Origin of the sequence: Vreelandella maris, from assembly GCF_013371085.1 — a bacterium.
Taxonomy (GTDB): Bacteria; Pseudomonadota; Gammaproteobacteria; order Pseudomonadales; family Halomonadaceae; genus Vreelandella; species Vreelandella maris.
The window spans coordinates 64,900-79,402 of the sequence record NZ_JABWCV010000007.1 but is presented as its reverse complement, the minus strand read 5'-3'; the positions used below and the strand labels follow the sequence as shown (position 1 = coordinate 79,402).

Genomic DNA, 14,503 nt, shown 5'->3' with positions numbered 1-14,503 from the left:
GTTCAACACCGATTGCGTCGACCTGCCCGTGGTCGCGTCGTTTTGACCTCAAAAGGACGAGCTGCTTCCAGCCAAAAACGCAGTGCGCCGTCGAGTGCCGTACTCCACAAACAGCTTTCCTGATCACGAAAACGGCGCACGACGGCATCTACCGGATGCTGAAAAGGGTTATCACGTCCTGCGCTAAAAACAACATGTTCAGGGGCGGTATGACGTACGAACTGAATACCCGAACTCGTTCCACTGCCGTGATGCCCCGCGACAAGCATAGAAACAGGCGAATCCACTTCTAGCAAAAAGCGTCGCTCTATCTCGGTACTTACATCCCCCGTGATGAGCAGCCGATGCTCGCCTACACTGACTTCCAATACGCAGGATCGATCATTGGGTGATAACGCATTAGCGCCCGCTGGCGGCCATAAAAAGCGATAATTAACACCATCGCGCTGCCAGGTTTGACCTCGCTGGCACGCCCGACTCGCTATTGGCAGCGTTTCACCCGCGGGCGCTATCCACTGAGTAACCTGATGCTCCGCTAATAACGCATTAACGCCACCCGCATGGTCGTTATCGGCGTGACTAACGATCACCTGATCAAAGCGCTGACCCGGCGACCACAGTGTTTCCAGCGGCATAAAACCGCCGCGAAAGCGGGGTCCAGTGTCATAAAGCAGTCGATAATGTTCACTGCGCAGCTCTATCAGCTGCCCTTGCCCCACATCATGCACACTCACTCGAAGCCCCTGCTGGGGAGTCATCGACGATAGCGACCACCAAGGCAGTGCCACCACCAATGCCGTAGCGGCTAGCCGCATCCCCGGCAGCACCGCAGGCAAGCCCCAGCAGGGTGACAGTAGCAACAGCGCAAAGGCCAGTGGATAGGTTAATGGCCGATCAGGCTCCCATAGCGGCCAGTGCTGAACAGAGAGGCTCAACAGTAAATGGAAAATATTAAGTGCGGCCTCAAACAGCCACCACAAAGCATGGCCTAGAAACGGCACCGGTGATAATAACCAACCCAGTAACGCCGTAGGCACCATGATGGAACTCACCCACGGCACGGCCACTAGGTTAATCAGCGGAGCGGCGGGCGCTATGCGCCCAAATGCTACCAGCACAGCGGCGGCCATTAGCGGTGCAAGCAGCAACTGCGACCTGACCAGCGCCCAACACCAGCCTTTAACACCCTGGGGGCGCCGCCGCCCCTGCCAAATAGTGATTAACCATGCCACCGCCAAAAAGGAAAGCCACATACCGGGCCGCCACAAAGCCAACGGATCAACGAGAAGCACCAGCGCAATGGCCAGCCACCATCCTTGCCATGGGCTTGGTGCATGTCGACCACTAAGCACCCACAGGCCAATCAACGTCATCACCATGGCACGCATAGCGGGCGGTGCCATCCCGGCAAGCGTGGCGTAACTGATGCAGGCTACCGCCGCCACCCACCAAGGCCAAGCGCGCATGCGCCAGTTGGTAGGCGTCGTTAAGCGCGCTCCGAGCTTGGCAAGCATCAATACAAATGATGTCACCAGCCCAACATGTAAGCCTGAAATAACGACCAGATGGGTGGTACCGGTCGCATTCAACAATGACCAGTCATCTTGGGTAAGCTGTTCGCTATCACCCAGTGTCAGCGCCGCCAACCAGCGTTTAGTGCGCTCATTCAGCGCCTGCCGGGCTAAAAAACTCACCCCCAGCTGACGCAGCGATGGCCCGGCGGAAGCTAGCCGAACCGGCGGTGGATCTTGGCGCAGATACCCAGTGGCGTGAATTCCCTCACGCCATAGCCACTGCTCATAATCAAACGTACCGGGGTTGGCAAAACCACTGGGAGGCCGCAAACGGAGCGTCATTCGCCACTGTTCACCGGGATAAAAAGCTTCATCGCTATAAGCCGTTACCCGCACCTTGTTTATCACCGAGCAACGTGGTCGTTGTGCCGGGCCTTGGCAGCTATCAACACGCAGCATCAGACGCGTTGCGTCCCCCGACGACTGAGCGTTCAGCACAGTGGCTTCAACGGCTATATCCTCGCCACTCAGCCCTGTCGGCAAACGGCTCGTCCATTCCTGCTGAACGCCAGCAAATACCCATAGCCCCATCAGTAGCCATATACCTCGGCGGGGTTGCCACGCCACTATCAACAACGCGGCGACCAGCACCCAACCGAACGCATTGGAGGTCACTCCTGCGGCATGGCTGTACCATGCCATAATCCCTCCAGCGAGAGCTGCAAGTGCAGCGGGCATGGCGACCCCTAACCGCATAGAACTCTCCCTGGCGAATGTTCATTGATGGCCTAGCATAGCCGAAGGGCAATGCTATATGGATAATGGGCAGCATCGATAGGTAAGAGTATCCGTCATGCCGCGCAGGTTCCTGCAGCGCTACATGCCCAAACCCGACACCATCAGAAAACAGCGCTCGCTACGCTTTATGGCACCGCTGATTGCAGACCCGGGTTTGTGGCTACTAACTCGCCGAAGCGTTGCCAATGCGTTTAGCGTGGGCGTGTTTTGCGCCATGCTCCCCATCCCTTTTCAGATGGTGGTCGCTGCGCTGGGTGCTCGCTTAACGCGCTGCAACTTAGCCCTTTCAATCGGTTTGGTATGGATCACTAACCCTTTAACAATGCCGCTCATTTTTTACGGCAATTATCGGATTGGCACTTTCATACTCGGTGCGCCTGTACGAGAAGCCCCCTCGCGTATTTCAACGCGCTGGATTGCCGAACAGATGCACGACATTATGCCGCCTCTGATCGTTGGCTCGCTGGTGACAGCGTTGATATTAGCGATCGTCGTCAATATCGGTATCCGCTTAATCTGGCGCTGGCACGTCTCCCATAATTGGAAACGCCGCCGCCAAAAACGTCGGCAGCGGCGTGCGCAGATTGAAGCAGAATTTGATGATTAAGCTTTAAGAGCCTATCTCCATCGTTAACGCGCTGGCGTTTGCTCGACCAACCTACCTGCATCCAGCTTAAGCACACGATCCTGATGAGCGGCAAGGCTCACATCGTGGGTCACAATCACAAAGGCACAGGCGCTCTCTTTGGCCAGCTCATCCATCAGCGCCAAAATAGTCGCTGCAGTGGTCTGATCAAGGTTGCCCGTGGGTTCATCCATCAGCACCAAGCTGGGGTCGGTAACCAGTGCCCGGGCAATCGCCACGCGTTGACGCTCACCACCAGAAAGCTCACCTGGCTTATGGTCGGCACGCGGCTGCATGCCCACTCGCTCCAATATCTGCATCGCCCGCTGCTCGGCCGCCTTTTTCGACTGGCCGCGAATAATCAGCGGCAACGCCGCATTTTCTACGGCGGTGAACTCCGCCAGCAGGTGGTGAAACTGATACACAAACCCAATGTAGCGGTTCCGAAAGCTGCCCAGCGCCGCTTCATTCAAACCCGATAGCGGCTCACCAGCGATCACCACACTGCCTTCGCTGGGGCGGTCGAGCCCTCCCAGCAGATTCAGCAATGTGGTCTTACCGGAGCCCGAACTGCCGACGATAGCCACCCGCTCTCCAGCGCGCACTTGCAGGCTGAGCTTATCGAGCACCGTTAGATCCTGTGGGCCTTCGCTGTAAGTCTTAGTCAGCGCTTGGCAATCGAGCATAATGGCTGCGTCTGGTTGTGCGTGGGTAGACACCGTATTCGTAGACATCATGTCATCCTTATTCCTGAAGCCATTATTCATAGCGCAATACATCCGCTGGCTGAACCCGCGCCGCACGCCAAGCAGGATAGAGCGTGGACAGGAATGTCAGCCCAAAGGCTGCCAATACGATACGGCTAACATCATCCCACTGTAAGCGAGAAGGTAAATCGCTAATGAAGTAAACCCCAGCATCCAAGAACTGAATGCCCAATGTCCCTTCCACCCAGCCAATCAGATCAGCGATGGTCAGCGCCAGCAGTACACCAACGGCCACCCCCATGGCGATACCAATCAGCCCAATGGCCATGCCCTGAACAATAAAAATCCCCATAATCGAGCTCGGCTTAGCACCTATCGTACGCAGAATGGCGATATCCGCGCTTTTGTCGGTGACTACCATGACCAGCGTAGAGACGATATTAAACGCTGCCACGGCGATAATGACGGTTAATAGCAGCGCAATCATGCGCTTTTCCATCTGTATCGCCTGGAACAAATTGCCATGAGAGAACGTCCAGTCGCTGCCAAGGTACTCAGGGCCAAGCTCGTTGAGAATGGCCTGAGTTTCGCTACTAGCAGCAAACAGGTCGTCGAGCTGTAGGCGAAGCCCGCCAATGGCGTCACCCAAGCGGGCAAGCGTCTGCATATCTTCAATATTGGCGTAGGCCAGGTTGGCGTCTAAATCAGCACCGACACTAAAAATACCGCTAACGGTGAAGCGCTTTAAGCGCGGGAACACCCCAGCCGGGGTAATCGAAGCCTCAGGCACCAATAGCGTCACTCGGTCCCCAACGCCAACGCCCAGGCTGCGCGCCAGCATCGACCCCAGCACCACATTCCACTCGCCGGGTACGAGATCAGCTAGCTCCCCCTGCGTCATGTGTTCGCCAATGATAGAGACTCGGTCTTCCCAGTCAGGGTTGATGCCATTAACCATGGCCCCCTGATTGCGGCCACCGACCGAGAACATGCCCTGTTGTTCGACAAAAGGCGCCGCGCCAATGACCCGCTCTCGCTGCATCAGCTCTTCGGCAAGAGACTCCCATTCGACCATTCCCACACGGGACTCAATTTTGGCGTGTGGAACCATGCCTAAAATGCGCGTCCTTAGCTCATGGTCAAAGCCGTTCATTACCGACAACACCAGAATAAGTACGGCGACCCCTAACATTAACCCCAGCATTGAGGTAAGCGAAATAAACGAAATAAAGTGGTTCCGGCGTTTAGCGCGCACGTAGCGCAGCCCCACCAGGAAAGGCAAACGATCAAGCATGGCGTCATTCCTTATCAATAAGCGCTCATGGTACGGTTTTTTTAGTCTCGCTGCATGTTCCAAACGGCCATTAGAGCGATCAGCCCTGCGAGCGTTCAGATTAAAAACGTTACGCTTGCAACTTGCCCCGCCACCGCCTACATTGCGCCGATTTACTGCTGACCGTGGGCCTGCGCTTTTATGACTTATCGTTTGCTACCCGAATGGTATCCCCAAGACGGAATACAATTGACCTGGCCGCGGCCAGACGGCGATTGGGCGCCCTTGCTTGCTCGCATCGAAGCCACCCTGGAACGCATTGTGATCGCCACGACACGCTTTCAGCGCGTGCTGATTTGTGTGCCCGATGAGTTAACGCAACAACGCTTAGCCACTACATTTGACGCTTACGGCGTGCCTGCTTCCCGGCTGCAGCTTATTGTCGCACCCACTGATGATACCTGGGCGAGAGACCATGGGCCGATCAGCGTTATCGACGACCAGGGCCAGATGCTGATGCTTGATTACACATTCACCGGCTGGGGCGGTAAATTCCCCGCTGAGCGTGATAATCGGCTTACCCAGTGGCTTGCAGAGGCGGGCGTTTGGGCTTGCCCGGTAGCGACACGGAATTTAGTGCTGGAAGGTGGCGGTATCGAAACCGATGGAGAAGGCACTCTGCTCACTACAGAAGCATGCCTGCTTAATCCCAACCGCAACCCAACGCTATCGCGAGAAGATGTAGAAGCCCAGCTCGCCCAAGATTTTGGCGTTGACCGCGTATTGTGGCTGGCCAACGGTCATTTAGAAGGCGACGATACCGACAGCCATATCGATACGCTTGCCCGTTTTTGCGATCCAACCACCATCGCCTATGTTCGCTGCGATGATCCCAATGATCCTCATTATCCGGCGCTGGCGGCGATGGAGCAGGAGTTACAGGCATTCCGACAACGCAATGGTGAACCCTACCGTTTAATCGCGCTGCCTTGGCCCCAAGCCTGCTTCGACCCTGATGACGGCCACCGCCTACCAGCCACTTACGCTAATTTTCTGATCATCAATCAAGCCGTACTGGTTCCTACTTACGGCGACCCGGCGGATGTCACCGCGCTACACGCGCTGGCAATCGCATTTCCCGAACACACCCTAATTCCGATTGAGTGCGTCAGCGTTATTCGCCAACATGGCAGCCTGCACTGTTTAACCATGCAGCTTCCACAAGGCACTCTGGCCCAAGGGTCACTTTCCGCGACCGCTATTTGCTAAAGGAGTCACCATGTCGACAACGCTCACCGTCGCGGTTGTACAGCAACCCGCGTGGCCTGATAAAGCACAAAGCCTAGCCGCCAGTGAAGCAGGTATCCGCAGTGCCGTTGAACAAGGCGCTCAGTTGGTACTACTGCAAGAACTGCATGCCACTCACTACTTTTGCCAGTTCGAAGACCCTTCGCTGTTTGATCTAGCAGAGCCGTTGGATGGCCCGACCGGGCAGCGTCTTGCAGCACTCGCTAAGGAGCTGGACATTGTCCTGGTCGGTTCACTGTTTGAACGTCGCGCACCGGGGCTTTACCACAATACCGCTGTGGTCTATGACCGCGCCAAAGGGCGCGTTGGGCAGTACCGTAAAATGCATATCCCCGATGATCCTGGGTTTTATGAGAAGTTTTATTTTACGCCAGGCGATCATGACAGCGCCCGCGGTGAAGGCTTTACACCCATTGAGACATCCGTAGGTCGTCTTGGCGTACTGGTCTGCTGGGATCAGTGGTATCCGGAAGCCGCCCGATTGATGGCCCTGGCCGGTGCGGACTTACTGCTCTACCCCACAGCGATTGGCTGGGACCCCAATGACGATGCCGCTGAGAAGGCACGCCAGAAAGATGCCTGGACAGTGATTCAGCGCGCCCACGGTGTCGCCAACGGCTTACCCGTGCTGGTAGCTAACCGGGTGGGTTTTGAGGCAGATCACTCCGAAGTCGGCGATGGCATTCAGTTCTGGGGCGGCAGCTTTATTTGTGGGCCGCAAGGTGAACTATTGGCGCATGCGGGAGAAGAGACCGAACAGTTAGTCGTTGAGCTTGATATGGCGCGCAGTGAAAATACTCGCCGCATTTGGCCCTATCTGAGGGATCGCCGAATAGATGCCTACGGGGATCTAACTCGCCGTTACCGCGACTAGCCAACCTCGATAAAACGCCAACAAACCAAAACGCCTGCCTGGGATAAATACTCAGGCAGGCGTTGTTGATGGTATAGAGCGGGCTAACGCGACCGATTACTTCCAGAAGTCACGTATTGAGGCTATCCCTTGAGCGCCTACGGCACGGGCGTGATTGGCATCAAAGCGCGTCATACCACCTAATGCAAACACCGGCATACCGGCACGTTCGACCAACTGTTGAAAGTCATGCCAACCGAGCGGAGCGACTTCAGGGTGCGATGGCGTGGTGCGCAGCGGCGACAGGCTGACAAAGTCACAGCCTAATACGGCTGCCTGGGTAAGCTGCTTTTGGTTGTGCGTCGATGAGGAAAGCCATTTATTTTCAGCAATCGGACGACGCTCAAGCTGCATCAAACGCTCGCTGGTCAAATGAATGCCATCAGCGTCAATATGATCCAGCAGCGTGGGTTCACCATTCAGCAGCAGCCGCGCGCCGTGCTCACGGCATAGAGTCAGAGCTCGCTGAGCACGGGCGAGATAAGCCGCTTCGTCCAACTGCTTAGCACGCAGCTGCACCAAGCGAATCTTGTCTTCACGCAGCGCGCGCTCCAAAAACGCATCAAAACGCGCTTCGTCAGCCTCTTCGTTGGTGATCAAATACTCGGTAGGCAACCTTACCGCCCGCAGTATCGGTAAATTTGCTGCCGGGAAAGGATAGTTGGAGAGTTCGCTCATAGGCACCCAGCGCACGGCCTGCCCTTCACGGCCAAAAGGCTCTCCGGCAAACTCATGCACCTGCCAGACATCAAGCAGGATATGCTTGTCAGGATACTCATGGTGAACGCGAATCAAGGGCTGAGCACAAACAATCTCGACGCCCAGCTCTTCATGCAGTTCTCGCTTTAATCCTTCAAGACCGGTCTCATAAGGTGCTAGTTTGCCACCTGGAAACTCCCACAGTCCGCCATGATCAACGTTTGACGGCCGACGGGCGATCAGTACTTGCTGTTGATCGGCGCTGATAATCGCAGCTGCCGCGACGTGAACCCGTCGTTTTACCTTTATGCTCATATACTCATATACTCGTTACGTCTTGATCCACTGCGCGCACCAACGCTTCTGCCATCGGCGCTATCTCGCTGCGTGTGTCCATTCGCCCCCAATGGAGAGAGGCTGACTAGCTACGGTAATCCGCGTTGATAGACACATAGTCATGAGAGAGGTCAGAGGTCCACACCGTGGCACTCTCTTCGCCGCGCCCCAAGTTAATGCGAATGGTAATTTCTGGCTGCGCCATCACAGCGCTTCCTGCTGCTTCGGTGTAGCCTGCCGCGCGTCCGCCCTGTTCGACTAGACGCACATCGCCCAGGTCAATCACCACGCGGTTAACGTCAAAATCGTTCACCGGTGCCCGCCCGACGGCTGCTAGAATACGCCCCCAGTTGGCATCAGAAGCGTACAGCGCTGTTTTGACCAGCGGCGAATGAGCAACGGTAAAGGCTACATCAAGCGCTTCTTGCCGACTTTGCGCTTCGCCAACCTGCAGGGTGACGAACTTGGTCGCCCCTTCAGCATCACGAATGATCGCTTGCGCCAGCTCGGTCATTACCCGTTGTAAAGCGTTACTGAACGCGGCTATCTGCGCTTCATCAGCGATTCGAGGGCCAGTGCCGGTCGCCGCCAACATACAGGCGTCATTGGTAGAGGTATCGCTATCCACCGTGATGCAGTTAAACGAGCGATCGACGGTTTCACGCAATAGCCGATCCAGTAGCGGTGCCTCGATAGCTGCATCGGTCACCACAAAGCCCAACATGGTCGCCATGTTGGGCTTGATCATGCCCGACCCTTTCGTGATGCCGTTAATCGTTACCTGCTGATTACCTATTTCAACCGTGACACTGGCCCCTTTGGCCCGGGTGTCGGTGGTTAAAATGCCTTGGCCTGCGTGCTCCCAGGCAACACTGGCGCTGGACAAACTTTCAAGCGCCGGTGCCAATCCCGCTAGCAGTTTCTCCATTGGCAGCGGTTCACCAATCACGCCGGTTGAGAACGGCATGATATCCTCAGCCGCAACTCCCACCTGTTTGGCAAGTTCAGCACAGCATGCCCGCGCATCGAGCAAGCCTGCCTCGCCAGTGCCTGCGTTCGCGTTGCCGGTATTGATCAACCAATAACGCGGCGAGCGGTGCTCCGCACGGCACTGTTCAAGGTGCTGCTTGGCCACTATTACCGGCGCTGCACAAAAGGCGTTACGGGTAAAAACCCCCGATACCGTCGTTGTGTTGGGCAGTTCAATCACCACCACATCACGACGATCCGGCTTTTTGATACCCGCCATTGCAACCCCAAGGCGCACCCCTTTCAGGGGTGGCAACTCTGGAAAGGGAGTGTTTCCCACTGCCATGATTCTCTCCTTTAGGCAAACCTTGGTCAGACGTTATCTCAGACACAATCGCCGTTAGCTTAATTTTCCACAGCACTGCTTGTACTTTTTACCTGAACCACAAAAACAGGGGTCGTTACGGCCCACCTTAGGGCCTTCGCGACGCACTGGACGCCCTTCACTGCCAGGCGCTTCTTGATCGCTCTCAGATTGCTCAGGAGCCGGGGCGTCATGGCGACTAGCGGCGGTGGCGGTTTCGCGCTCCAGCGCTTCGCGGCGTTGACGCTCAAGGGCATCCACTTCCTCGGGTTGGCGAACCTGAACGTGGCTCAGAATGCGCGTTACATCTTCTTTAATATGGTCAAGCAGGTGTTGGAAGAGCTCAAACGATTCACGCTTGTACTCCTGCTTGGGGTTTTTCTGGGCATAGCCACGCAGGTGAATACCACGGCGTAGATGATCCATTGACTGAAGGTGCTCTTTCCAACGCGTATCCAGCACCTGCAGCATGACTTGCTTCTCAAAGCGACGAATCAGTTTCTCGCCCGCTGCAGCCACTTTTGCCGCATAGGCTTCACGGTGCATGGTCTGCAGCCGCTCACGCAACTGCTCCTCGCTAAAGCGATCATCCTCAGCAGCCCACTTAACCACGGGCGCATCAAGATTAAACTCTGTTTTCAGGTGCGCTTCCAAACCGGGCAAATCCCACTGCTCGGGCAGGCTCTGAGGAGGAACATAGCTGCTAATTGCCGTTTCCATTACCTCTTCACGAATACCGATAACGGCATCAGCCACATCGTCTGCGGCGAGAATTTCATTACGCTGGTCGTAGATCACCCGGCGCTGGTCGTTGGCAACGTCATCGTACTCAAGCAGCTGCTTACGAATATCGAAGTTACGTCCTTCGACTTTTTTCTGGGCACGCTCAACCGCATTGGAGACCATTTTATGCTCAATGGCTTCACCATGCTCAAGCCCTAACGCCTGCATCAAGCGTTTAACGCGATCAGAGCCAAACAGACGCATCAGGCTGTCTTCAAGCGACAAGAAGAACCGCGTGGAGCCGGGGTCGCCCTGGCGACCAGCACGGCCACGCAGCTGATTGTCTATACGCCGAGACTCATGGCGCTCAGACCCCACCACATGTAAGCCGCCGGCGGCCAACACAGCATCGTGGCGTGCCTGCCACTCAGCCTTTAACGCATCAACCTGCTCTTGGCTTGGGTTTTGTAGCTTGGCCGATTCAGCCTCCCAATTGCCGCCCAGCACGATATCGGTACCCCGGCCAGCCATGTTGGTGGCGATGGTAATTGCCCCTGGGCGGCCTGCCTGAGCGATAATTTCGGCTTCACTCTGGTGCTGTTTGGCGTTAAGCACGTTGAACGCGAGGCCTGCCTCTCGCATCAGATTGGCAAGGTACTCCGATGTTTCAATTGAGGCCGTACCAACCAGCACAGGGCGCCCAGCTTCCGTCTCAGTTTTGACATCTTTAATGATCGCTTCGTATTTTTCTTCAGCGCTCAAATAGACTAGATCGTTCAGGTCTTTACGTGCCAATGGACGGTTGGTAGGAATAACCACCACGTCGAGGCCATAAATTTGACGAAATTCAAAGGCTTCAGTATCCGCTGTACCGGTCATACCGGCTAACTTCTCATACAGACGGAAATAATTCTGGAAGGTGGTGGAGGCAAGCGTTTGGCTTTCGCGCTGTACCGTAACGCCCTCTTTGGCTTCTACAGCCTGGTGCAAGCCTTCCGACCAGCGGCGCCCTGGCATCGAACGGCCAGTGTGTTCGTCGACGATGACTACCTGACCTTCAGAAACGATGTAATCGACATCACGATTATAGAGGTAGCGGGCGCGCAGGGCCGAATGCATATGCTGAAGCAAATTGAGGTTTTGTGCGGCATAGAGCGACTCTTCATCACCCAATAAACCCTCGCCGCGCATTAGCTCTTCAACTTTATTATGCCCCTGCTCCGTTAGCTCTACCTGTTTCTGCTTTTCGTCAACTAAGAAGTCGCCGACCACCGGAGCATCTTCATCTTCACTCTCTTCGCCTTTCTCAAGCTGCTGGGCCAACTGATTAACGACTTTATAGAGATCCGTATTTTCGTCTACCGCGCCCGAAATAATCAGCGGTGTACGCGCTTCATCGATAAGAATCGAGTCAACTTCATCGACAATCGCAAAATGCAGGCCACGCTGCACTTTGTCTTCTAACGAAAACGCCATGTTATCGCGTAGATAATCAAAGCCAAACTCGTTATTGGTGCCGTAGGTAATATCGCACTGATAGGCATGGCGCTTCTCTTCGCCAGACTGACCGGAGAAAATAACACCAATGGAAAGGCCTAGAAATTCATACAGCGGGCGCATCCACTCAGCATCACGACGGGCCAAATAGTCGTTCACGGTCACCACGTGAACGCCTTTCTCCGTTAGCGCATTCAGATACACCGCCAGCGTTGCCACCAGGGTTTTACCTTCACCGGTTTTCATTTCTGCAATACGGCCACGGTGCAGGGTCATACCACCCACCATCTGCACGTCAAAGTGACGCATGCCCATCACGCGCTTACTGGCCTCTCGGACGATTGCAAAGGCGGGAGCTAACAGCGCATCTAGGGACTCACCTGACGCGAGACGTTCGCGCAATTGCGCTGTTTTTTGCTGCAAATCAGCGTCACTTAATGCCTCAAATTCTGCTTCTAGGGCATTAATCTGAGGCACATTTTTATGCATGCGTTTTACATCGCGGTCATTTTTAGAACCAACGACTTTGCGTAATAAATTATTAAGCATGAAATATCCAAGTATTCACGAACAACCCATCGGACTTTGCCTATATACGGCAGACCTTTTTCTGCAGGTCTTCTACCTACCAGCGTAGGGACAAAGTAAGTATCTTAACGGCATACTTGATGGGCAGGAGGGCCGCGCTGGGTCAAAACATCACGCGCCGCCACCAGCAGGGCCATCGGCGCAAGCCAACTGCTGAGACGCCGCATCGGGGCAAAGCGCCTAGGGCGTTGAGCCCAACGGCGCAGAGCGCGCTGCCGTTTAGCAATCCAGTGCGACTGCGCACGTAAAATCGCGGGTACCCATAAACAGATAGTAACGCTGCGTTCGCCACTGCGAAAAGCATCCGCAGGGCTTAAACTCGCGGGTAATAGGCAACTTACTAATAAGCCGGCCAGCCACCAACGCGCTAAGCCATACCGGCGATGGCGCCGCGGCAAAGCTGATTGAACATCAAGCGTAGGTGACATGCTGTAGACCGGCTCCTGAGCGTGGTAAAATCTGCTAAAGTTGAGATCGGTTAATGTCTCCGACATCATCATTAGCGGCACCCTAGGATTGCGGTGCCCTAGGAATTAAGCGTATGAGTATAAAGGTTAAGCGTTCTCGCGCACAGCCCATTGCCCGCCTACTCTCAAAGTCCGGCGATATTAGTCAGTTAATGCGCCTATCTCGTTTAATTGACCAGGCGCAGCAGCATCTTCGCGCGCATCTGCCCGAAGAGATGCGAGCACATATTTTTGTCGGTGGCTTTCGCGAAGGTCGCTTAACATTGATCAGTGGTCAAGCGGGCTGGCTAACCTGGTTACGTTTTGAGCAGCGTCGCCTATTAGAGCTGCTTCATCAGTTGCCTGGCTTTGAAAGCGTGAGCGGTTTTACCTTTAAAGTGCGCCCTGTGCACCCTATCGTCGCCCCGCCACGTAATACACGCAGCCTTTCAGCAGATGCAGGCAAAACCCTGGCTGAATGCGCTGAAGATACGACCAATCCCACGTTAAAGCGCGCCCTTGAACGGCTTGCCTCTCATGCTCGGCCACCCAACGAGTAATAGCTGCCATAAGGGTTAGGCAAACTTACCGGCTATTAACGCTCTAGGCGTAAAGTGAATGCTGGCGGCAAAATGCATAAAGCACCGCCTAAGCGATGCTTTATTGATATTACCATTGCTACGACAACCCTTCGGTCTACCCTATTAGCCAATAACAGCTTGTCTATTAGCGGCTGTACTATGCCATTGCGGGTGCAGCATAAGAAATCGGCGCCACGGCCTTATCTTCTTCAAACGTCACTATTTCATAAGCGTCAGGCTGAGCCATCAGCTCACGGCACAGCTGATTATTCAGCGCATGCCCTGACTTAACACCACGAAACTCGCCAATCAAGCTATAGCCCAACTGGTATAAATCCCCGATGGCATCTAATACTTTATGCTTGACGAATTCATCTTCGTAGCGCAAACCACCTTCGTTAACAATGCGGTAATCATCTACCACGATCGCATTATCCAAACTACCGCCTAATGCCAAATTGTTAGAGCGTAAAAACTCTAAATCACGCATAAAACCAAAGGTACGCGCACGTGACACTTCTTTGACAAAAGATGTGGTCGAAAAATCGATCAACGCCGTCTGTTTCTGCTGTTCAAAAACGGGGTGGTCAAAATCAATCGCAAACGAGACTTTAAACCCTTGATGGGGCAAGAAAACGGCCTCTTTATCACCATCGGTAACGGCTACACGATGCTTGATGCGAATAAATTTCTTCGCGGCATTCTGTTCCAAAATACCCGCTGACTGAATCAAAAAAACAAATGGACTAGCACTACCATCCATAATCGGCACTTCAGGTTCGCTTACGTCCACATAAGCGTTATCAATGCCCAACCCTGCAAAAGCCGACATAAGGTGCTCAACGGTAGCGACCTTAACCCCGTTACTGGAGAGTGCTGTGCATAGCTTGGTATCTTCAACCAATTCAGCGCGCGCTGGCACGTGTACGACAGGATCCAGATCGGTTCTAACAAACACAATCCCAGTATTGGCGGGCGCCGGACGCAGCGCTAAGTGGACTTTTTTGCCAGAATGCAGGCCCACTCCGGTGGCGCGTATGACGTTTTGTAGGGTGCGTTGTCTGATCATGGGCAGTAATCGTACTCTGGTGACGGTAGTGACCGTAGAGAAAAGTTATCAAACAGTGTTCACTTTAACAGCAAGCGAGCGTTTTAGCCAATA

General features: G+C 54.7%; 12 protein-coding genes. 4 read left to right on the top strand and 8 right to left on the bottom strand.

Features of this window, described 5'->3' with window-relative positions:
- Positions 1 to 2 precede the first annotated feature (2 nt).
- Positions 3 to 2,270, bottom strand: coding sequence for a DNA internalization-related competence protein ComEC/Rec2 (locus HUO07_RS07925; protein ID WP_176303117.1), 2,268 nt, complete (start codon positions 2,268 to 2,270; stop codon positions 3 to 5).
- A gap of 97 nt (positions 2,271 to 2,367) precedes the next feature.
- Between HUO07_RS07925 and HUO07_RS07920 the strand changes: the two genes are divergently transcribed.
- Positions 2,368 to 2,919, top strand: a complete 552-nt coding sequence (locus HUO07_RS07920; protein ID WP_008956819.1) for a DUF2062 domain-containing protein — start codon at positions 2,368 to 2,370, stop codon at positions 2,917 to 2,919.
- Positions 2,920 to 2,942: 23 nt separating this feature from the next.
- Here the strand turns inward: HUO07_RS07920 and HUO07_RS07915 are convergent, their stop codons facing one another.
- Both HUO07_RS07915 and HUO07_RS07910 read right to left on the bottom strand, forming a co-directional pair.
- Positions 2,943 to 3,671, bottom strand: coding sequence for an ABC transporter ATP-binding protein (locus tag HUO07_RS07915; protein ID WP_101146208.1), 729 nt, complete (start codon positions 3,669 to 3,671; stop codon positions 2,943 to 2,945).
- A gap of 25 nt (positions 3,672 to 3,696) precedes the next feature.
- Entirely contained in the window at positions 3,697 to 4,938 is a 1,242-nt protein-coding gene (locus HUO07_RS07910) for a lipoprotein-releasing ABC transporter permease subunit (RefSeq protein ID WP_176303116.1), read from the bottom strand.
- A 180-nt stretch (positions 4,939 to 5,118) separates the two neighbouring features.
- On the opposite strand from HUO07_RS07910, the gene HUO07_RS07905 reads away from it, so the two are divergent.
- Positions 5,119 to 6,186 (top strand): agmatine deiminase family protein, encoded by a 1,068-nt coding sequence (locus tag HUO07_RS07905; protein ID WP_176303115.1) that lies wholly within the window; start codon positions 5,119 to 5,121, stop codon positions 6,184 to 6,186.
- A gap of 10 nt (positions 6,187 to 6,196) precedes the next feature.
- Positions 6,197 to 7,099 carry a carbon-nitrogen hydrolase gene (locus tag HUO07_RS07900; protein ID WP_176303114.1) on the top strand — a complete coding sequence of 301 codons (903 nt, stop codon included), beginning with the start codon at positions 6,197 to 6,199 and terminating at the stop codon, positions 7,097 to 7,099.
- 96 nt (positions 7,100 to 7,195) lie between these two features.
- Here the strand turns inward: HUO07_RS07900 and HUO07_RS07895 are convergent, their stop codons facing one another.
- From HUO07_RS07895 to HUO07_RS07880, 4 genes are all read right to left on the bottom strand, one after another.
- Positions 7,196 to 8,152: a Nudix family hydrolase gene (locus HUO07_RS07895; protein ID WP_176303113.1), complete on the bottom strand. Its 957-nt coding sequence runs from the start codon at positions 8,150 to 8,152 to the stop codon at positions 7,196 to 7,198.
- 106 nt (positions 8,153 to 8,258) lie between these two features.
- Positions 8,259 to 9,488 carry a bifunctional glutamate N-acetyltransferase/amino-acid acetyltransferase ArgJ gene (gene argJ / locus HUO07_RS07890; RefSeq protein WP_176303112.1) on the bottom strand — a complete coding sequence of 410 codons (1,230 nt, stop codon included), beginning with the start codon at positions 9,486 to 9,488 and terminating at the stop codon, positions 8,259 to 8,261.
- 54 nt (positions 9,489 to 9,542) lie between these two features.
- On the bottom strand, positions 9,543 to 12,275 hold the full coding sequence (gene secA / locus HUO07_RS07885; protein WP_176303111.1) for a preprotein translocase subunit SecA: 2,733 nt from the start codon (positions 12,273 to 12,275) through the stop codon (positions 9,543 to 9,545).
- 104 nt (positions 12,276 to 12,379) lie between these two features.
- On the bottom strand, positions 12,380 to 12,742 hold the full coding sequence (locus HUO07_RS07880; RefSeq protein ID WP_101146215.1) for a hypothetical protein: 363 nt from the start codon (positions 12,740 to 12,742) through the stop codon (positions 12,380 to 12,382).
- A gap of 113 nt (positions 12,743 to 12,855) precedes the next feature.
- On the opposite strand from HUO07_RS07880, the gene HUO07_RS07875 reads away from it, so the two are divergent.
- A complete protein-coding gene (locus HUO07_RS07875) occupies positions 12,856 to 13,320 on the top strand; it encodes a DUF721 domain-containing protein (RefSeq protein WP_176303110.1) in 465 nt (154 codons plus the stop codon).
- Positions 13,321 to 13,498: 178 nt separating this feature from the next.
- Here HUO07_RS07875 and lpxC read toward each other — a convergent pair whose 3' ends face one another.
- Positions 13,499 to 14,410, bottom strand: coding sequence for a UDP-3-O-acyl-N-acetylglucosamine deacetylase (gene lpxC / locus HUO07_RS07870; RefSeq protein WP_101146217.1), 912 nt, complete (start codon positions 14,408 to 14,410; stop codon positions 13,499 to 13,501).
- Positions 14,411 to 14,503: the final 93 nt, after the last annotated feature.